Raw genomic sequence first — 20,911 nt, forward strand, 5'->3', positions numbered from 1 at the left:
CTCCAGTCCAGGCCAGCAGCTACAGGTTCTTCTGGCAAATTAAAATCAACCGGCGGACCGCCTACGCTTACCTTAATTTCTTTCAATTCGCCCAAATAGCCATTGCGCACCAATTCGGCAGCCTGCCTGAACTCGGGCCATGAACGTTGCATGCTGCCCGTTTGAAATACCCGCTTATTTTTTCGCACCGCGTTAACCATAGCACGGCCTTCAGCAACAGTTAACGACAGCGGTTTTTCGCAATAAATGTCCTTACCTGCATTGGCAGCCTGAACCGCTATTACCGCATGCCAGTGATCGGGCACTGCAATTACTACGGCATCAATATCTTTACGGTTCAGGATATCTTTATAATCATGGTAGCTTTTAATGCCGTTGTATTGCTGCTGGGGCGCATTCTGGGCATAATAAGTATTTACCATTTGCGCAAAGTTATTAACCTTAACCTCGTATACATCACAAACAGCTACTATTTGCGCATTGGTAAGCGGCAGAAAACTCTTTTGCAATGTAAGCGATTGCCTGCCCGCTCCTATAAAACCTATATTTATTTTATCGCTTGGCGCTGTGTAACCCTTGCCACCCAACACATGGCGCGGAACTATAAAAAACGACGAAAGCAGAGCGGCTTGCTTAATAAACTGTTTTCTGGTTATGCCGGAATTTTGCGTATTATTTTCCATATAATTATGAGGCCAAAACCTTATTACAATAATCTAAACTATTTTTTACTTCTGTAACTGCATCTCCTTTGTACTCATATTCTATATTAGCAGGGATAGGCCAGTTATTATCACGTATCAGTTTCAATATTTCGGCTATAGGCGTATCACCCTGGCCAAATGGGGTGCGGATACCGTGATTACGTTTCCTATCCTTTAAATGTATGCAATATATTTTTTGATGATGCTCACGGATGTAACTTAACGGATCTTGATTGGCCGCAGTAAAATGCCCGATATCCAGATTGATACCTATATAATTTGAATTACCGGCCATTCCCCTTTCAAAACTGTCTGGTGATGCCATTTCATTCGGGTTCTCAAAATGGTCATGATTGTGCATGCCCACCCTGATCTTGTATTTTTGGGCATAAACATCAACCCGTTTCATCACACTCACGGTAGATGATGTGGTAAGCAGATCGGTGCCCAGGGCCTGAGCTATCCGAAATGTGGTATCGATGCTGGCATCTGAAGCATTATCTTTAATAGAACCATTATAGGCCTGAATTTTTATCCCTGCTTTTTCAATCTTCTCGCGCAGCTTTTTGATCTCGTCCATGTTTAAAGCGGCGCTCCATTTTTCAAGACCTGCCTGTTTGGCTTTTGTTTCTTCGGGCGTACTACCGGCTTTCCATTGAAATTCAGCCGGTTCAACGTGACCTTGCCAAAGCTCGCAGCTTTTAATGCCGAGTTTGCTCATGGCTTCAATAGCCTCATCAAGGTTACGATCACGAAAGCTATAAGTTTGAACGCCTATTATTACTCCCTGCGCGGGATTTTTTAAATCATCATACTTTTCATTCAGCGCACCTTTACTCCATGTAGGCTTGCTATAAAACAGGGCCGAAACACCAACAAAGGCCGATGAAGCCTTAAGCGCTAACTTACCCCATTGCCGTCTTGTCATTTTTTCCTGCATCATATATTATAGTTTAAAACTGATAAATAATATCGTAATAATTTTTTTAATAACAATATTTTATATGGAAGACAATCATAAATTGAAATTGTACTAACCATTATTTCATTTTATTTTAATAATCAACATTTCGGGTATAAATGGGGATGTACAATCCATACTTTTAGTGGCTTACAGTAAATATGGCACCTGCAAAAGATGATTATCTATTGTAATAAAACTGCATGGCCTTTGTCAGCTTTTTTAAAGCTATAGCCAATTGCACGTCTATGGTATTTATAGATATTCCTAACTGGGCAGCTACATCTTTATTCCGAAGGCCCTCTTCACGCACCATTTTATAGATTTGTTTGCAGCGGGGAGGCAGATCTTCAATAATTTCGCTGATAAACTTTTTCAGTTCATCGTTCATCATCTGCTTTTCGGGATTAATATGAAAATCTACATGCGAATCTTCATTCAACTCATTGGTAACTACGAATAATGATTGCTCCCGCTTTTTCTTAGCCAATTGGGTATAGCACCGGTTGCGTACCGCGGTAAAAAGATAAACCCTTAAATGCTGAATATTTTCTAAATTATCTTTGGTATTCCAAACCTGGTATAAAACATCGGCCACTACCTCTTCTGCCAGTTCTTTTGATTTTAAATAAGCAACGGCGAATTTTATCAGCGTATCATGATACTGATCCCACAGGTATTTGCAGGCCTCATGATCCTTGCTTTCAGCAAGCAGTTTAATAAGGTAGGGTTTAACATGATCATTCATTGCTCCGGTGCTTGGGCATCACAGGTGATTGTGACCGCGGCAAAAGAGCAACAAAACTGTTAAGTAATTACCTACTGTATGTTATATAATTATTTACACTGCCTAAAAACCTCCTTAGCTGGATAGGTAAACAAGTTGGGCAAAAACCACCGGGTTTTATATATTTTAAGGCCAGGTTTTTCAAATATCACCTTACCCGTTGTATCGATAACGGCATCAGTCCACCATTGTTCTTTAGGTTCTGAAAGCAATATAGGGTACCCTGCAGGGCCTGATGAAACACTTTTGATATTATGGCGGCTAAAGCTTGTTTTAGCGATCTTCTTGGTGGCCGGATCAAATGTATATATAGCGGCTGTATCAGTTAGCCAAAGCTTATTTTCATGATAAACCGGGAACAGATCATGCGCCTCGGTACCCTGCAGATCAATGGTTTCAGTCAGTTCAATATCCGGTTTATCACAATTAAAATTATACTTAAAGGCTTTTAACTTGTTCATGGCTGCTGTCCATAAAACACGATGTTCCTTATCCCATACTACATTGTGGCCAAACTCAATAGGGACTTTCTTACTATAAACCTGCTCGGCAGCAATAGCTGTATCAACCTTAAAAACAGTCAGAAAATGGCCGCTGCTGGATGCGCTCACAATATTACCATCCGGAAAAATCTCTGCCGAATGCGTGTTACCACCTGCATAGGCATAAAACACCGCTTTTTTATCGGCAATGCGCACCAGCGCGACACCACCACCAGATGCTGTAACCAGGATATATTTCATATCATAAACAGGCTTTGCATCGCTTATAGCGGTAAACCATTTTACATGTTCGGGCTTAATGTTTGATTTGGCGGGTATCCAATCCCAAATAATTTCCCTTTTATCAATATCGGCTATAGCAACGCGCTGTACCTGCTGCTCGGCCATAATGATGCACTTTTTACAGTCTTTAAGCGCCTGCTGCGCATAAATATATTGGCTTAATAAACACATTGCAAAACCTGCAATATATTTTAAAGTGTGTTTCAATGTAATTGGATTCATAAGCAGATAGGCCTCAAAACTACATCGCCATTGTTAACTATATTTCTTTTTATTGTTAACTCAGTACTCAAACTGTTATACTCGCGCCGCAGGGCAAATATTATAATATTAATAAAAATAATATAGTAGAATCTTTCCTGGCTATAGTCTTGATGATCAAAAGCAATTGGCCGGCAATTGTAAATGCTTCAAAATAGTACAAACTGAAACCATATCCTAAAAAAATCTGATCACTATGAAAAAAACAGTTTCGTTATTTCTGCTCTGCGCTTCCATGTTGCCGGGCTTATCATCATGTAAAAAAGCGGCTAATCTGCCCGCGACCGGCAATGACGCGGCCCGTTCAAAAACAGTTGCCAGTTCAAATGCGGTTATCCCCTACACCTGGGATAATGTAACCATTGGCGGCGGCGGTTATGTTACTGGTATTGTTATTCACCCTACAACAGCAAACAGAATGTATATACGTACCGATGTTGGCGGCGCGTACCATTGGGACGGCACCAATCAACGCTGGGTACAAATGCTCGACGGTATCAGCACCATCAGAGTTGATGGGATGGCGCTTGACGCCAATAAGCCCGACCGCATTTACCTGGCCCTGAATGATGGCGTTTACCGCTCTGATAATGTTGGCCAAAGCTGGGCTAAACTAATGTCGACCACTTATAATGGTAACGGCGATCAGCGCTGGATTGGTGAATGTCTGGCTGTCGATTCATTGACAAGTACCGTGATTTATGCCGGTACACGCTCAGACGGGCTTTACCGCAGTACCAATGAAGGCGCGGCCTGGACAAAAATAACCAGCATACCAACCGGAACAAGCGGTATTGGCGTGCGTACGGTTGTTCTTGATCCGGCTACCGCGGTAAGCGGCAGATCGGCCAAGGTTTATGTAGGAATTCCGGGATCAGGTATTTATAGAAGTACCGATGGGGGAACAACTTTTACAGCCTTAGCTGGCTCACCAACCTCGCCCAACCGTATGCAGGTTGTGGATGGCAAATTATATGTTAGTCACACCACCGGTGTTACCGTATGGAATGGCAGCACCTGGAAAGATATTACCCCATCGGGCGGCGCTGGTAAAAACTACTGCGGCTTATCGGTAGAAGCTTCTGACCATTTAAAAATAGCGGTATGCCAACGATATTCAACCTTTAATAACCCCTTATACCGTTCATCAGATGGCGGTACTACCTGGCAGCAAATGAATACCTCTGCCCTGCCTATCACCAAAACTGTTGAGCCCACCTGGTGGCCAACCAGCTGGTTCTCGAGCGCTACTTCAAATATCGTTTTTGATCCGCTTCATCACGGCGACCTTTATTACACAGATTGGTTTGGCGTTTGGTACACATCAAATGCCTGGCAAACCGGCTCGGTTGACTGGACCACGCGCGAAAAAGGACACGAAGAAACCGTAATATTAACTATGGCTGCCCCGCCAAGCGGGCCTGCCCTATATTCCGGCGCTGCCGATGTGTTCGGTTTCCGTCATGACAATATTAACGCTTACCCTACAAGACTTTATAACATCAATGAGGGCTTCAGCATAGCATATTGCGAAAGTTCACCGGCGAATATTGCTATACTGGGCGCAAGCGGTAATGATGGCACCGGCACTGTACTGGCTACATCTGCCAACAGTGGCAACACCTGGACAACCCGCACACTTCCGGCAGGTGTTAAGTTGGGCCGTATAGCCATATCAGCTACCAGTCCGGATAAAATGGTTTATATAGCTGGGGGCACCGGTGGTGCTGTATATTATACCACTGACAGAGGTGCTTCATGGAGCGCGGCCACAGGAGCTCCTGTAGGTTCTGTTGCCGCTGTTGATGTTTGGAGCAAAGATTTTTCCATAGCTGCCGATTGTGTAGATGGTAACCGTTTTTATATTTATAAATCGGGCTTTTTGTATGCTACTACCAATGGCGGTGCATCATGGACGCAGCAAAACACCACTGCTATACCTGCTAAAAACTCTTACCTGTTTGTTACGGCAAGACCCGGTGTAACCGGCGAGGTTTGGGTAAGCCTGGATGGTAACGGCCTTTACAAAACTACCAACGGTGGTACAACTTTTACAAAGATCAGCGCATTGAGCACCTCAACCGCGTTATCTTTTGGTGCACCGGCTACAGGCACTACAACACCTACAGCTTATAGCTATGGTACATTAGATGGGGTATTGGGCATGTACCGATCAACAGACCTTGGTGTAAACTGGGATAAGATAGATGCCTCACAAAAATTCCCTGCCGGCGTAAAAGTAATAGCCGCCGACAGGCAGGTATTTGGCAAAGTGTATGTGGGTACCGGCGGCCGTGGCGTATTGTACGGCCAGCAATAATATTACCGTTTTATACAAGAAAGGGAGCGTAAATGACGCTCCCTTTTCTATTATTTTAAATCAAGAAAGTAACCTAAACTAACTTACCGGCATGTTTGGTCAGATCGTTCTTGCTTTTAATGGTTTTTAGTTCGTGGTGATGGTAATGGAAGTTTTCGAGTTTTTGCAGCAGATAACGGAGCGTAAATTTTTCGGCTGCTGACAATGATCCGGTTACCATTTTGCTCACCTGGTTCATATCCTGAAAAACATGATATAGCAATTCTTTTCCTCCATTGGTGATGGCTACTCTTTTGGTTCTTTTATCATTTTCATCATCCCACTGCTGTATTAGCCTAGCCTGTAGCAAGCGGGTGATCACCTCGGTACCGGAAGGCTTTTCCTGCAAATTACGGCTGATGAGCTCACTTCTGGATAAACTTTCATGCGTAAACAAAATCGCCAGGGCTGTAAAATCCTCTGCCGAGCGTAGTGCCGTACCATCCAATGCCTTTTTGATATAGAATTTGGCGTAACGGCTCATATAAATGAATAAACGGGCAATGCTATTGTCTAACTGGTAGGCCATTTGCTGCGTTTGTAATTCTTCCTCACCAAAGCGGACATCAAGTGTGGTAGCGGTATCGTTCTGACCTTCCAGGTGGTTAACCAAAAAACCGGCAAAGTCTGTAAGCGTTGGTGCAACGCCGGCATCTTCCTGTTCAAATTTTTCAACAAGGTCGAGTAGTTCGCGTACCAATTGGTATGATCTCATGAGTTTTAATATTATCTATGTAATTTGTGATAAGCGCTTTTATAAGCTACCTGAGGTTTGCTTCCCGGCTTCAGATCCTGCCATAAACTCAACATCTTGATGAAGTTTAATTTATCCGGCGGTAATTCAGGCGTGTCAATAGCCAGCATAGTTGTTATTTCATCTCCCAGTAAATGACGTATCAAACCCAACACATCCCGCGGATTTTGATCCTTGCCTTTTGCAGCTTCATTAAAAATAAGAGTTAATGATCTCATTAATTCCTGACCCTGTTCAGATGCTCTGAACTGTCTGGTGCGGATAGCATTTTCCAATTCTCTGACCAAATGAATATCTGATGGCAGCAATTCCTGATTTATCCCCAGCAAGCACCCAATCACACGCCACAAATGCAGAAAACCTTCCTGCTCTTCAGGTTCAATAGTATAGCCAAGCTTACGCAGCCCCCTGATAACAATCAGCGAAAAAGCGATGTTGGTACCAGCCATATCTTCCTGGTTAACCGGCATTCCCCAAGCCAGATCCCAATTACCGTCTTTTTGTACATAATAACGTGCGGCGGCATGTATCAATCGTACTTTTAAAATACTGGTAAATCCTTTCCCTCCAAAATCAAATGCTCCGGGGCCCATTACCTCCCACACAAATTCACCGGTTTCCTGCAAACGTTTATGGGTATCAGTACGTAACCTGTCTGATAAATAAAGCACCATAGCGCCATTTGCCGCAGCATAACAATAGGGCAATGACAGTAAACCCAGCAAATTCATAATAGCTTCTGCATGATTCGCAAAAAATGCCGCGCCTTTTGTCATCAGCTTTGCATTTGCCCATTGAGGTAATGTAACTGCACTATTAATGAAATCATTCCCGGGATAATAGCCCGCAAACTTATCTGCCTGTTCATTATAATGAAGGGCATTTAAGTTTTGAAATAATGCCTGTTTTTGGGTGGTATCTTCAAAAACGTCTTTTATAAACTCATCCGCTGGTGGATCGCATAGTATCCTTTGGGCATTTAAAAAATCATTATTAAAAACACCAGGGTAAAGCATGGTCATGAGGTTTTGGGTTTAATAAAGATAGATCATATTGCTATTATCCCATACTTCCCTTTAAATTTCACTGTTAATCAGGCTGGTATCTAAATTGCTGATCGGGAAATATTTTGATATAAGCTTCCAATACGCGTTCAAAGCATATTTTTAACCACTCGGTGTAATTGTCAGGATCCTTTCGCATATCCGTAACCAGTTCATCCATATCCTGATAACAATACGCCGAAACCTCATCCGGATTGGGCTCGGGCAACTCGTTAGCGATCCCGAAAAAAACATGATCAAACTCGTGTTCAATTACCCTATCTTCCATTTCTGCACGATAAGTAAAGCTAAACATATGGATCAGATTACAACTTAAACCCATCTCCTCAAACAACCTCCGGCGCGCTGCGTCTTCGGTTTTTTCACCGGGTCTGGGGTGGCTGCAACAGGTATTTGTCCATTTACCGGCAGAGTGATATTTGCTTCCTGCCCGTCGCTGCAACAGGAGGCGGCCATCACCGGTAAAAATAAATACCGAGAAAGCCCTATGAAGCTGCCCCGAATAATGCACCTCTGTTTTACCCGCCGTACCTATTTCCCTATCCTGTTCATCAACTAATATTAACGTATCATCTGCAATCACACTCATAATAAACCCATTTGAAAACGAACAAAAGACCCACACATTAGCCATAATTTGTGACCGTTAGATATTCTGATCCTTTCGGTCATCACCCTATCCGGCTGCAGGCAAGTGAGCTTTTGAAATAATTTTTTATAATAAACATACGCCAGGTAAACACCTCGCCGGGCGGTAAGCGGCAATTGCTTAACGCCTGTTAACGCTTCTCTGAACTCCAAACTGATCTCTTCTTCTATTAATTTTTTATCGGCATCTGTAAACGTATCCATATCTACCCCGGGGAAATAACTCCGGTTCAGCTCATGGTAATCGGCATTAATATCCCGCAAAAAATTGACTTTCTGAAAAGCAGAACCCAATTTCATTGCAGGTTGTTTCAGCTGCTCATACAATTGTGCATCAGTATGTGTAAATACACGCAAACACATGAGGCCAACAACTTGTGCAGAACCTAAAACGTATTCATCATACTTTTCGCGTGTATAATCCTGAATTTTCAGATCCATTTCCATGCTATTGAAGAACAGATGGATCAGGTCATGATCTATATTATACCTTATTACCGCATGCTGAAAAGCATTCAACACAGGGTTTAAGCTAATCCCCAATTCAATTGCTTTAAAACAATCTGCCTTAAATTCTGCAAGTAATGCGGCTTTATCATGATCATGAAAACTATCAACAATTTCATCAGCCAGCCTTACAAATCCATAAATGGCATAAACCGGTTCGCGCAGTTCACGCCCCAAAAACCTGATCCCGAGGGAAAAGCTGGTACTGTAGTGCCTGGTAGTGACCTTACTGCATTTTGCTGACAACTGATCAAACTTTTGTTTCATGAAATGCAATATCGGATTTTTTACCTTAGTATTAAAACATTCAATTAAATTAATTATTGAATGTTTTAATACAATAATCAACCAATTAGTCAGGTTTTACATACTATTTATAAAACGTATCTTCTTACCTAATTTATATAACTTAAGAAAATACGTATTTAAGTATAGTGATAGATTTTATCTATGAAAACAAACGAAGATAGACCTTTCAGGGTTGCCTGAAATGGAATAATAAAACGTTTGGTAAATAAACAGGCCCGGCAATTGCTTACCGGGCCTGTAAAAATTTAAAGATTATGATAGTTATTAAACTTTAATTGCAACCTTTTGGCCGGTTTTAACCGCCTGGTAAATAGCGTCAATAATTTTAAGGTCTTTTACCGCCTCTTCACCATCTACAGGCACAATGGGCTGTTTTCCTTCAAAAATGATACCCGCCATCTCATCCATTTGCACGGTTTGATGCGTGGTTACTGGCTGGTTGAGTTCGCCTTTATGCGTGCGGCCTTTGATAGGGCCATAACCTGTTGACGGTTGTAACTCGGCAAACCCCTTTTCGCCGTCAAGAAAAAAGCGGTCGAGATTATTCATATTATAAGTTGATAAGCAAGATGCCACAGCGCCGCTTGGAAAGCCAAACTGAAACTGGATGGTTTCGTCAACCCCCTCCTTAAACTTTTCATGATCGGTTTTGGTTTCCTGTGCGGTAACCCAAACAGGCTCTTCGCCTGTCATATATCTTGATCCATTAATAGCATAAATACCAATATCCATCATAGAGCCCCCGCCGGCCAGTTGCTTATTCAACCGCCATTGTTTTGGGTCTCCAATGGTAAAACCGCATTGGCCCTGAAAAAACATGATTTTTCCAAACTCGCCGCTTTGCCTCATCCGGATAACTTCCAGTGTTTTAGGTTCAAAGTGCATGCGGTAGCCTACCAGTAATTTCACATTGGCCTTTTTACAGGCATCAACCATTTCCTGCCCCTGTTGGGCATTAACAGACATGGGCTTTTCGCAAATGGCATGTTTGCCTGCCTTTGCCACGCGAATAACCTGGTCATGATGCAAACCATTAGGCGTAATTACATACACCGCGTCGATATCAGGGTTATTTTTAATAGCATCAAAATTTTCATAGTTATAGCAGTTTTTAGCCGGGATACCATATTTACTTTGCCAATCCTTAACCTTTGAGGGTGTGCCGCTTATTACGCCAACCAGCTTAGCTTTTGTACATGATTGCATAGCTTCGGCAACACGGGTACCGTAACCACCCAGGCCCATGATAGCAACTCTAAGTATTTTACCGTCATAAGGTTTTTCATGATGGTTTACAGGATTATTTGCCCAGCCCGAAAGCGGCGTTAAATGCAGTGCCAGGGCAGATAGCCCCAATTTTTGTAAAAAGTCGCGGCGTGAATTCATAATTTTTGTTTTTACAAGGTTAGTTTATGATTACAATTTACAATTTCTTCCATAAATATTGATTTTCCATTACATTTTTTATTGAATTAAGTTCATAAATTAGTGATGAAAACCTTTTGTACTATAACAAACAAAGCTGCACTCCACCATGTTTGTAGCTTTAAATTAACACTACCCCATCATGGATAAACAATTATTGAGAAACATTGCCCAACGACTCATGGCCGATGATAAAGGTCTTTTAGCAATGGACGAAAGTGTAGCCACCTGCAATAAACGCTTTGCGGAAGCCGGTATACCCCAAACCGAAGAATACCGCAGAAAATACCGCGAAATGATAGTAACCACACCCGGGCTTGGCGAATGTATAAGCGGTGCCATATTATTTGATGAAACCACCAAACAAGCGGCAAATGATGGAACACCGTTTATTGATCTGCTGGTAAAAGGCGGTATTATACCGGGCATTAAACTGGATGAGGGAGCTAAAGCTCAACCCGCTTTCCCGGGAGAAAAGGTAACTGAAGGACTTGATGGTTTGCGTGAACGGTTAAAAGTTTACGTTGCGCAGGGCATAAAATTTGCTAAATGGCGCGCTGTAATTACTATTGCTGATGATACCCCTACCGATGGCAGCATTTATGCCAATGCTCATGCGCTGGCCCGTTACGCGGCGCTGTGCCAGGAAGCTGGCATAGTACCCATTGTAGAACCGGAAGTTTTGATGGATGGCAGCCATAGCATTGAGCGCTGCTTTGAAGTAACCGAACGGGTACTGCATATTGTATTTGAGGTACTGATACAGCAACGCATTTACCTGGAGGGTATGATATTAAAGCCAAACATGGTAGTGTCCGGATTGGATGCTGCAGTACAGGCAGATGTTGAACAGGTAGCTGATGCTACTGTAGAATGCCTGTTGCGCTGTGTACCCGCAGCTGTCCCGGGCGTAGCCTTTTTATCTGGCGGGCAAGCGGCACAGGATGCCAGCGCGCACCTGAATGCCATGCATATTAAGTATAACGACAAGCTGCCCTGGGCGCTTACTTTTTCTTTCGCCCGGGCTGTTCAGCAACCTGCAATGGAATATTGGGCCGGTAAGGATGAGAATGTGTCCGTTGCTCAGCAACTCCTTTATAAACGCGCCAGCATTAACAATGCCGCACGCAGAGGTGAATATACACCGGCAATTGAGGCTTAATATTTAAATCCCTGTATAAACAAAAAAGGTGCAGCCAGTGGCTGCACCTTTTTTGTTTATGTGTTAGCTATAACTTATTTCACTTCATCTATCTGCAAAACAACGCTTGTTCTGTTGCTATTTACATGCGGGTTTACACCCACGGTCATCAGGAAATCGCCGGTTAAGGTCAGGTTATTTTCTAATGATGATTTGGCTCCCGGATAAAGGTTGATTTCTTTTACCTGGTATTTTTTATTCGGATCGAGCCCTTTCAGGCGTACCGGAACATGGGTGCCTGTACCATAACGGTTATTAACTAGGTAATTAAAAACGACACCTGTTGATTTTGCTTCACTAACATACATGATAGAGGCCGCATCGTTATCCCAGGGGCTTTGTAAACGGTATTGGTTACCGTGCCAGATCACATCTTTAAGGCTGTTATAATTTTTTAAAGCCTCGTGCAGATAAGCCTGGTCATCGGCACTCAACTTACTGATCACAATATCAAAACCAAGTTTACCCATCATGGCTACTTCTGTACGGAATTTAAGTGGTTGCTTACCCCAATCGGTAACATGGTTTGAGCTGGTAATAGCCGGGTAGAAGTAAGAATACTCCCATTGGATAAAAATACGTTCCAGCGGATCGGTATTATCGCTTGGCCAAAACTCGGTAAAATATTTAAGGGCACCATAATCAACACGGCCGCCGCCGCCAGAACATAACATCAAAGGCACTTTAGGATATTTAGCCCGAACCCGTTCCAATACTTTGTATAAACCACGCACATAATCAATGTACAGGTGCGACTGATCTTTTTTCAAATATGCTGAATAAGCATTATAGATAACCGCGTTACAATCCCATTTAATATAAGCCAGATCAGGATTTTTGGTGAACAGATCATCAACCACACCGAAAACAAAATCCTGCACTTTAGGATTAGCCAGATCAAGTTCCAATTGATTACGGAAATATTTTTCAGGGCGGTTAGGTTGTTTAATCACCCAATCAGGATGTTTAGTATACAATTCGCTCTTCGGGTTAACCATTTCGGGCTCAATCCAGATACCAAATTTTACACCATTGGCCTGCGCCTCTTTAACTAATGAACTGATACCGTTAGGCAATTTCTGTTTGTTTTCCTGCCAGTCGCCCAAACCCGCATGATCGTCATTTCTTGGGTATTTGTTACCAAACCAGCCATCATCCAGCAAAAACATATCAACACCAAGTTTCTTGGTATCTTTTAACAATTCGGCCAATTTGGCTTCATTAAAATCAAAACCGGTAGCTTCCCAGTTATTCAGCAAAGTAAGCCTTGTGCCTTCGCCATCAACAATTTTATATTTGCGGGCCCAGTTTTGCAGCTTGCGGCTGGCATCTCCCTTACCCTGGTCAGAGTAGGTATATACCAATGCAGGTGTAGTAAATTCCTCGCCCGGTTTTAGGTGATATTCAGAAGCAGCATTGTTAATACCTGCTATTACCCTTAAATTATTAGCTACATCAAGCTCCAGGTCTATTTTAAAATTACCCGACCACTCCAATGCGCCTAATAATACTTTGCCCTCATCCTCAGTAGCTGGTTTGTCCATAGATACCATGAACATAGATGGCTCATATAAATTGGCACGGGTACCCAGTTTACTATCAATGGTTTTAATGCCATGTGTCAGCTTGGCTTCCTCGGGCTGCATTTCCAAAGCCCAGTTGCCATGATATTGTTTCAGCCAAAAGCCTGCACCTTTTAAGTTAAGGTTTGCTGACGCGAATTTATTCAGGGTAACTATCCCCTTTTCGCCATGCTTTATAACCGACCATTGTTCGGTAACGTCCTCTTTAAAATAGGTTTTGTAAAACAGTTTAACCTCAAAATCATAAGCCGGATCTTTCAACGTAACGGTTAATAAGGAAATATCATCATCAACTTTGGTTACTACATGGCTCACATAAGCCAGACTTAATGATTTATTGCCATCGGCATGGGTAACTGTTATAGCAGGCTCGGCCAGGTTTGCTGAACCAGACGGTGTATAGGCCGAGTTAAGAATACCCGAATCATCGGACTGATTATACATTTTCTGGATAGATTCATATTCTTTGGTATTGCCCAGTTTAGCGCCAAAGTAAACCATTTTAAGGTTTTTCTCGGCATCGGTTTGCAGTACCAGCGCATTGTGCTGCGTTTCAACCGGGATGGTTACCTGTTGGGCAAAGCTGCTGCCGGTGGTAAGCACCGCTCCTGCTGTAAGGCAAAAGGGCACCCAATAATTTCGGAACGTTTTTCTCACTTGTATAGGATTATGTTTAGAAAATAAGGTTATTGACATTGGTTAATTGTTAATAGCTAACTTATAAAGTTTTCATTTGAAACTGTTGATGAATGGTTACCCTTTTTGAGTCATCACCTCTTTTACCTCGCCGTTAACTTTAACCTTAACCTTGCGGGCATTTGCCGAGGTAATTTTATAGCCGGTTATTTTACCGGCCTTCCAGGCAAAATCAACGGTAAAATTACCACGGGCTTTCAGTCCTTTGACTGATCCTGAATCCTTCCAGCTATCCGGAATGGCAGGCAACAGGTCAATATAACCGGCATGGCTTTGTATCAGCATCTCGGCAATGCCGGCGGTGGTACCAAAGTTACCGTCTATTTGAAACGGCGGACCAGCCGATAACAGGTTAGGATAAATACCGCCTCCGGCACCATAGTTTATATCAGTACGCTGCGTTGGCTTCATGATCTCAGTAAATAATTTATAAGCTCTGTTACCATCATGCAGGCGTGCCCAGAATAGCAGTTTATAAGCGATAGACCAGCTTGGCCCATCGTCGCCCCGACCATTAAGTGTCTTTTTGGCGGCCTCAGCCAGTTCAGGTGTACCTTCGGGAGTTATTTCGGATGCCGGGTAAATACCGTACAGATGCGAAATATGCCTGTGCTGCGGCTCGGTTTCTTTATAATCTTCCAGCCACTCCTGTATGCGGCCATCCTTACTGATCACACCCGGTGGCGGTATCTGCTTCAATCTTAATTTCAAGGTATCCCGAAATGCCTGATCAATACCCAAGGTTTCAGATGCGGTAACTACATTGGTAAACAGTTCTCGCATGATTTGGTTATCGATAGTAGCACCCAGACAAATGCTGGCATGTGTGCCATCTGGCAGGTAAAAGCTATTTTCAGGCGATGAAGAAGGCGCGGTCACCATCCAGCCGCTTTTAGGATCTTTAATCAGTATACTGCTATAAAACTGCGCCGAACCCTTCAAAATCGGGTAGATGCTTTTCAGATAGGCCTTATCATTGGTGAAAGCATAATGATCCCAAATGTTGCTGCACAACCATCCTGAACCGGCCTTGGTTATTCCCCACGAGGCACTTTCGCCGGGTTCTGTCCAACCCCAGATATTGGTGATTACGTGAGCTACCCAACCATCTGCATTGTAATAAGCTTTGGCTGTTTTTTCGCCCGGCTTAACCAAACCACGTACCAGCTCAACCAACGGCAGGTTAAGTTCAGACAGATTGGCTACCTCTACCGGAAAATGGTTCATCTGTACGTTTACGTCCAGGTGATAGTCACCGTTCCAGGGCGTATGCAGCTGGTTGGCCCATAAGCCCTGCAGGTTCGGTGGCAACAAGCCTACACGGGTACTGCATATGCTCAAATACCTGCCAAACTGAAAAAACAGCACTGGCATATCCTTATCGGCAGCCGGATTATTATGAAAACTGATCAACTGCTGATCGGTAGTTTCCGAAGCTGATTTAGCCGGGCCCAGGTTAATATCAACCCGGTTAAATAGTTTTTGATAGTTAGTTGTATGCTGTTGCTTTTGCACGGCATATGGCTTTTTCATAGCCGCCTCGAGCGCCTGCTGCACCTGTTGTTTAAAATCCGGCTTACGAAAATCTGTACCAACCGATACATAGATGATAACCTCTGTGGAGTTTTTTACTACCAAACTATTTGCTGTGGTACTTAATGAACCACCCTTTAGCTGTGCCTTAACACTGGCCAGATATTGCATGCCATTGCCGTCAGTACCGTTATCCATACGGCCCTGCATTTGCAGCGTATTTCCTGTTACACTGGTTGCCGACCGTTCAGGACGGGAAATATTGATGCTGAAATTAAGCGTCCCCGGTTTATCAACCGTTAGCCTGATCAAGTCTACATCATCGGCAAAACTGGTAAAGTATTCACGCTTGTAGGTAACGCCATTAACCTGGTAACTGCAATTGGCTACTGCGCTGTTTAAGGAAAGTTCCCGCTGGTAATTGCTGAATTTAACCTCAGCGTTATTAGTTTGCTGATAATCAAATTTCAGATCAAGGTTACCCAAAGTCTGGTAGCAGCCCCATTGAGCGCCCCCCGATCCGGGGCCTTTGCAAACAAAATCCTTATCAATTAAAGCCTGCGCTTCCACATTTTTGCCGGCTAATAATAGCTCGCGTATTTGCGGCAGCTTTTTATAGGCTTCGTAATTGTTGGCATCCTGCGGCGAGCCTGACCACAGCGTAATATCATTCAGTACGATTTTTTCGTTGCTTACACCACCATCAGGCATCATACCCAGGCGACCATTGCCCAGTGGCAGGGTTTCTTCCCAAATGGCGGCAGGTTTATCGTAGTGCAACCTCAAGGATTTATTTTGGGCAAAGCCAACCACGCCCGTGGCCCATGTCAGTACTAAAATAATCCCAAACTTTTTCTTCATCATATGCAGGTTTATAAAAAGGTTATTTATCGTTCACAAAAAAGTTCACTATTCTGCAGGCATGCCCTTTGCTCGCGTCATTTTTTTGAGCGCTTATTTTAATTTTAAGCACATGACTGCCGCCGCTTAAATTATCGCCCAGCAAATGATAAATAGGCAAATGCAGCCAGCTGCTAAATTCTGTAAACAAGTCAAGATCTTTAAAGGGGGCTTTATCAACAGCATACGAAATGGTACCCGCATCTCCTCCGGCTACAACCGCTATACCTACCGCATTACCTTTAAAAGACAATGATAACTCGGCACCGGGTTCGTCTGAATTTAATACCGGTACATTTACAAAACCATCACGTACCGACAAACCATCGGTAGGTTTCCAGTTCGGGGTGATCTGCCAGCCTTTGCCCAATTTAGCATTGGTGATATTATAATAATGCCCGTTTTCAAACCTTGCCTTGTCAATAGGCTGCGGCAGATTTGCCTTTGCAAGCGTTCTATATTGATCCTGAACGCAGGCTTGTAATAAGCTTTTTATAGTAGCAAAATATAATTCCTGCCCGTGATACCAGGGATGGATATCCTTAAAATCATCGGCCCAGTTAAGCTCTCCATTCTTTATTTTGTCATGAGCCTCCATTGCCAGGTTAATGTAAGGGATGTTATAATGCCAGGCTACCATTTCGTGATTTACCAACTCGGGCGATACTTTGCCTTTATTATAGTTTTCTGTTTTTTGAGGATCGGCAAAAGCCATGAAGATGATATCGGTGTAAGGGTTGACCTTTTTTACGTGCCGTACTATCCCTTCTAAAGAGCGCACCTGCGTAGTGCTATCTGTACCCCTATCATTCACGGCAGCTTCAACAAACATCAGGTCGGTTTTGCCTGAATCTAAAATATCACGCTGTACGCGGAAAGCATGGGGCAAACTACCCAATGAAGGTATACCGGCAGCTATAAAATGAAAATCGGTAGCCGGATAAGTTTCTTTCAGATATTTACAAACCTTATCGCGCCAACCGGGGTTAAAGGTAATTGATCCACCTAAAAACGACACTGTGGCCTTTTTCTTTACCGTAACAGCGTAATAAAAATTATTAAGCTTGCCAGCTGTTTTAAAGAAATTGCTGTAAGGCAGGATATTTTTTACCGGGTACGAATTATTAAAAATAAAATCAGCATAATAATCAGGCCTGTCAATATTAAAATGATGCCCCTGCAATTCAAACGGCCCCTGCGTTATGGGATGAATACTCATCGGGCCACCCAAGGCTACATACTTTTGAGCAAACAGGTAAGTATTTTCATCGGGCGGAGCCAGTTTATCATCCAAACCAATGGTATGTAAAACCGGTACCCGGAATGATGCCAACCCTTCCAGGTTATCAATAGGATTGTCTTTATAAGCAAGCGCCTGCTCTTCGGCAAAATGGTAAACCTGTTTTAACTCTGCCCATGCTTTAGCATCACCGGGGCTTTTACCCTTGCCTCCGGGCCAGCTTTTGAAATCGCACACGGGAGTTTCCGCATAAATACAGCTTACCTTATCCGGATTGCGCTTGGCCCAGCCATAGGCATATAAGCCCCCGCGGCTTACTGCCTCCAGAGCAACTTTAGGAGCAAAACCTTGTTTTACGGTTAAATGGGTATAAAACTTATCCCAGGCCTGTAACGCCTGCGGACTACCATACTGGTCATCTACATTAATGAACGCTACGTAAAAACCCTTTGTTAATAATATGCTGTCAATTTCCGTATGCCAATCCGGGAATGAGGCGCGCCACACCCAGGGATTACCCGGCAGCGGATGCGCGGGTTTTACATAATAAGCTTCATGACCATCAATAGTTAACTTTACTTTTTCAAAACCTTTCCAAAGACCGGTTTTGCTACCATCCTGCCCTTTTACCGGCAAAAAAAAGCAGATCAACGCGAGGGCAATAAGATGATTCAATTTTAACATACCATATGTTGCTTAAATACCTGCCATAAAATCATAAACCTTACCTGCCTGTGTACTGAAGCTATAACCTAACTCCCGGCCCGTTCCCGCGCTTTTTGATACGGCTGCACTACTTTTTAAAGCATTTGGCACACGTAATTTGCAAATGCCACCGGCTAATGATTTAATAGATAGTTTAACAATCTTACCATCCTTCCATTCCATATTGATGATCTCAAAATCGCCGCGTGCACGTAAGCCTTGTACGCTACCGGTTGCCCATTTATTGGGCAGCGCTGGCAATAACTGAATTTCATCTGTTTGGCTTTGCAGCAGCATTTCGGTAACGCCTGCCGTGTAACCAAAGTTACCATCTATCTGAAACGGCGGGTGAGCGCAGAACAAATTGGCGTACAAGCCACCACCCTCGTTATAATTTACTCCCGAACCACCAACAAGGGTGATAAAGTTGTTTAATATTTTGTAGGCATGGTCACCATCCTGCAAGCGGGCCCAAAAATTCATTTTCCAGGCCATTGACCATCCGGTTGATACGTCTCCACGGGCCAGCAAGCTTACTTTAGCAGCCTTAGCCAGTTGAGGTGTTTTGATAGTACTGATGCGTTTGCCTGGATGCAGGCCAAACAGGTTAGATGAATGGCGGTGCGTATCCTTTGGATCGTCACGGTCAGTTTCCCATTCCTGCAATTGCCCCCACTTGCCTATCTTAGGCATTAATAAGTGTTTGCGCATATCGGCTACGTGGTTTCGGTACGTTTTATCTATCCCTAAAATATCAGCAGCCTGAATGTAATTGGTAAACAGGTCATATATAATTTCCTGATCATAGGTTACCCCATCTTCGGTTGGGCCATGCTCCGGCGACCAGCCCAACGGTGATACCAATACTCCATTAGCACGATGCTTTAAATGATCGTCCCAAAACTCTACAACCTCTTTAATAATGGGATAGGCAAAGTTTTTCAGGTATGCCTTATCTTTTGTAAAGGCATAGTGTTCCCAAATACCCTGCATATACCAGGCGCTGCCCGGTGTATTCCATAAAAAACTTGAACCACCGTAAATGTTATTCTCGGTTTTAACCGTCCACCCGCGTACGCCGGGATATTGTTTTTTAGTGCTTTCCTTTTTTACCTCGCGCATGCTGTTGATGTAATCAAGGTATGGGAAATGACACTCAGACAAGTTGGTTGGCTCGGCCAGCCAGTAATTCATCTGGATATTGATATTGGAGTGATAATCACTTCTCCAGGGCGGATCATTGCTTTCGTTCCATAAGCCCTGCAAGTTGGCAGGCAAACCACCTTTGCGCGATGAGTTGATGAGCAGATACCTGCCGTATTGATATAACAATGCCTCTAATTGCGGGTCGCCATTGGTTTTGTAGGCAAGTAATCGTTTATAAGTAGGCAAGGCACTTTCCTGAGCCGGTGTATTGCCCAGGTTTAAAGCCACACGGCCAAACAAATCCTGATAATCTTTCAGGTGGCTGTTTAATAGTTCTGTAAATGTTTTAGCAGATGCTGCTGATAATGATTGCAGCACTTTTTCATCCGGGTTACCGGCCCGCCAGCCATCGCTGCGTTTATTGCTGTAATTTGTGGCTGCCGAAAGTAAAATAGTAAAAGCATCGGCATTGGTAATGTGGAGTTGGGAGCCGCCCTTGCCATCACTCTCAATTGTAATTGAACCACCTTCGTTTTTCACTAAAGCTGTAGCGTTATAAGCTAAACCGTTATCCAGCTTACCGGCAATTTGTAAAGAAGCCGCATTACCTTTAACAACTGCATTATGCGCATCGGCCAGTTTTATGATGCCCGAGTAGGCTGCTTTAGAGCCAGCAGTAAAATGCAGCACCATTACCTTATCGGGGAAACTGCAAAAATATTCGCGCTTGTAGGCTACACTATTATCGGTATAAGTTATCTCTTGAACCGCCTTGCTAATGTCAAGCTGCCTGCGGTAATCGGCCGGGGCTTTTTGCGAGGTGTCTTTACCATCAAAATGGATGAACAGATCACCAAAGGCCTGGTAGGCGCCTGTGTTTGTTTCGTCGCCTGTCCATAAACTGATTTCATTGAACTGGATATGCTCCTGCGCCGGGCCGCCAAATACCATTCCACCAAAACGGCCGTTACCCATTGGGTAAGCTTCGGTCATCCAGGTTTTAGCAGGTTTATCATCCCAAATAACTAAACCTGGCTGGTGCAACCCCGGATTAGCCGATTGGGCTTTTGCGCCAATAGCTAATATTAGCTGCGCACAAAACATCGAAAAACAAAGAAGTTTTCTTATCATTTTAAAAGAAAAATTTTATTCAGATAATTGGTTAAAACCGTGGTTTTGCTTCTATCAAAGGCGCACGTTTCATCCTCCGCCGCGGTTTTCTTGGCTAAAATAAAAAATAAATGTAAAGTTTACGGTTCTAATTTTACCAAGCTATTCAGCTTATTTGGCTTTTGTGTGGTAAGTGCATGTAACCTGAAGCATGAAACATTAATTTTCAGGCA

General features: G+C 43.4%; 15 protein-coding genes. 2 read left to right on the plus strand and 13 right to left on the minus strand.

Translation table 11 applies throughout. The annotated features are described in order from the left end of the window. The 4 genes from AAGC65_RS02720 to AAGC65_RS02735 form a co-directional block, all read right to left on the minus strand. On the minus strand, positions 1–683 hold a 683-nt coding region (locus AAGC65_RS02720; RefSeq protein ID WP_343110867.1), incomplete at its 3' end, for a Gfo/Idh/MocA family oxidoreductase. 4 nt (positions 684–687) lie between these two features. Continuing rightward, positions 688–1,647, minus strand: coding sequence for a sugar phosphate isomerase/epimerase (locus tag AAGC65_RS02725; protein WP_343110868.1), 960 nt, complete (start codon positions 1,645–1,647; stop codon positions 688–690). A 199-nt stretch (positions 1,648–1,846) separates the two neighbouring features. Then, on the minus strand, positions 1,847–2,413 hold the full coding sequence (locus AAGC65_RS02730) for an RNA polymerase sigma-70 factor (RefSeq protein ID WP_343110869.1): 567 nt from the start codon (positions 2,411–2,413) through the stop codon (positions 1,847–1,849). A gap of 89 nt (positions 2,414–2,502) precedes the next feature. Continuing rightward, positions 2,503–3,459 (minus strand): DUF6528 family protein, encoded by a 957-nt coding sequence (locus AAGC65_RS02735; protein WP_343110870.1) that lies wholly within the window; start codon positions 3,457–3,459, stop codon positions 2,503–2,505. A gap of 235 nt (positions 3,460–3,694) precedes the next feature. Here AAGC65_RS02735 and AAGC65_RS02740 point away from each other — a divergent pair, with 235 nt between their 5' ends. After that, positions 3,695–5,818 (plus strand): hypothetical protein, encoded by a 2,124-nt coding sequence (locus tag AAGC65_RS02740; RefSeq protein ID WP_343110871.1) that lies wholly within the window; start codon positions 3,695–3,697, stop codon positions 5,816–5,818. Positions 5,819–5,891: 73 nt separating this feature from the next. Here AAGC65_RS02740 and AAGC65_RS02745 read toward each other — a convergent pair whose 3' ends face one another. From AAGC65_RS02745 to AAGC65_RS02765, 5 genes are all read right to left on the minus strand, one after another. Beyond that, positions 5,892–6,572 (minus strand): hypothetical protein, encoded by a 681-nt coding sequence (locus AAGC65_RS02745; protein WP_343110872.1) that lies wholly within the window; start codon positions 6,570–6,572, stop codon positions 5,892–5,894. 11 nt (positions 6,573–6,583) lie between these two features. Beyond that, on the minus strand, positions 6,584–7,633 hold the full coding sequence (locus AAGC65_RS02750) for an oxygenase MpaB family protein (RefSeq protein WP_343110873.1): 1,050 nt from the start codon (positions 7,631–7,633) through the stop codon (positions 6,584–6,586). 67 nt (positions 7,634–7,700) lie between these two features. Further along, positions 7,701–8,264 carry an isopentenyl-diphosphate Delta-isomerase gene (idi, locus tag AAGC65_RS02755; protein ID WP_343110874.1) on the minus strand — a complete coding sequence of 188 codons (564 nt, stop codon included), beginning with the start codon at positions 8,262–8,264 and terminating at the stop codon, positions 7,701–7,703. After that, complete coding sequence (locus AAGC65_RS02760) at positions 8,261–9,097, minus strand: phytoene/squalene synthase family protein (protein ID WP_343110875.1); 837 nt, start codon at positions 9,095–9,097, stop codon at positions 8,261–8,263. The genes idi and AAGC65_RS02760 overlap by 4 nt, the downstream gene beginning before the upstream one ends. A gap of 306 nt (positions 9,098–9,403) precedes the next feature. Then, positions 9,404–10,525, minus strand: a complete 1,122-nt coding sequence (locus AAGC65_RS02765) for a Gfo/Idh/MocA family oxidoreductase (RefSeq protein ID WP_343110876.1) — start codon at positions 10,523–10,525, stop codon at positions 9,404–9,406. A gap of 181 nt (positions 10,526–10,706) precedes the next feature. Between AAGC65_RS02765 and AAGC65_RS02770 the strand changes: the two genes are divergently transcribed. Further along, positions 10,707–11,726 (plus strand): class I fructose-bisphosphate aldolase, encoded by a 1,020-nt coding sequence (locus AAGC65_RS02770; RefSeq protein ID WP_343110877.1) that lies wholly within the window; start codon positions 10,707–10,709, stop codon positions 11,724–11,726. 74 nt (positions 11,727–11,800) lie between these two features. Here AAGC65_RS02770 and AAGC65_RS02775 read toward each other — a convergent pair whose 3' ends face one another. The 4 genes from AAGC65_RS02775 to AAGC65_RS02790 form a co-directional block, all read right to left on the minus strand. Further along, on the minus strand, positions 11,801–14,005 hold the full coding sequence (locus AAGC65_RS02775) for an alpha-galactosidase (RefSeq protein WP_343110878.1): 2,205 nt from the start codon (positions 14,003–14,005) through the stop codon (positions 11,801–11,803). Positions 14,006–14,101: 96 nt separating this feature from the next. Next, a complete protein-coding gene (locus AAGC65_RS02780) occupies positions 14,102–16,441 on the minus strand; it encodes a glycoside hydrolase family 95 protein (protein ID WP_343110879.1) in 2,340 nt (779 codons plus the stop codon). 19 nt (positions 16,442–16,460) lie between these two features. Then, positions 16,461–18,401: an SGNH/GDSL hydrolase family protein gene (locus AAGC65_RS02785; RefSeq protein ID WP_343110880.1), complete on the minus strand. Its 1,941-nt coding sequence runs from the start codon at positions 18,399–18,401 to the stop codon at positions 16,461–16,463. 12 nt (positions 18,402–18,413) lie between these two features. Further along, complete coding sequence (locus tag AAGC65_RS02790; protein ID WP_343110881.1) at positions 18,414–20,699, minus strand: glycosyl hydrolase family 95 catalytic domain-containing protein; 2,286 nt, start codon at positions 20,697–20,699, stop codon at positions 18,414–18,416. Positions 20,700–20,911 lie beyond the last annotated feature (212 nt).

This window comes from Mucilaginibacter sp. (assembly GCF_039207105.1).
In the GTDB taxonomy this organism is placed as follows: domain Bacteria; phylum Bacteroidota; class Bacteroidia; order Sphingobacteriales; family Sphingobacteriaceae; genus Mucilaginibacter.

Coding starts and splice junctions, on each gene's coding strand:
- AAGC65_RS02740 (WP_343110871.1), top strand. CDS start 3,695: ATGAAAAAAACAGTTTCGTTATTTCTGCTCTGCGCTTCCATGTTGCCG.
- AAGC65_RS02785 (WP_343110880.1), bottom strand. CDS start 18,401: ATGTTAAAATTGAATCATCTTATTGCCCTCGCGTTGATCTGCTTTTTT.
- AAGC65_RS02735 (WP_343110870.1), bottom strand. CDS start 3,459: ATGAATCCAATTACATTGAAACACACTTTAAAATATATTGCAGGTTTT.
- idi (WP_343110874.1), bottom strand. CDS start 8,264: ATGAGTGTGATTGCAGATGATACGTTAATATTAGTTGATGAACAGGAT.
- AAGC65_RS02745 (WP_343110872.1), bottom strand. CDS start 6,572: ATGAGATCATACCAATTGGTACGCGAACTACTCGACCTTGTTGAAAAA.
- AAGC65_RS02780 (WP_343110879.1), bottom strand. CDS start 16,441: ATGATGAAGAAAAAGTTTGGGATTATTTTAGTACTGACATGGGCCACG.
- AAGC65_RS02765 (WP_343110876.1), bottom strand. CDS start 10,525: ATGAATTCACGCCGCGACTTTTTACAAAAATTGGGGCTATCTGCCCTG.
- AAGC65_RS02760 (WP_343110875.1), bottom strand. CDS start 9,097: ATGAAACAAAAGTTTGATCAGTTGTCAGCAAAATGCAGTAAGGTCACT.
- AAGC65_RS02730 (WP_343110869.1), bottom strand. CDS start 2,413: ATGAATGATCATGTTAAACCCTACCTTATTAAACTGCTTGCTGAAAGC.
- AAGC65_RS02770 (WP_343110877.1), top strand. CDS start 10,707: ATGGATAAACAATTATTGAGAAACATTGCCCAACGACTCATGGCCGAT.
- AAGC65_RS02725 (WP_343110868.1), bottom strand. CDS start 1,647: ATGATGCAGGAAAAAATGACAAGACGGCAATGGGGTAAGTTAGCGCTT.
- AAGC65_RS02750 (WP_343110873.1), bottom strand. CDS start 7,633: ATGACCATGCTTTACCCTGGTGTTTTTAATAATGATTTTTTAAATGCC.
- AAGC65_RS02790 (WP_343110881.1), bottom strand. CDS start 20,699: ATGATAAGAAAACTTCTTTGTTTTTCGATGTTTTGTGCGCAGCTAATA.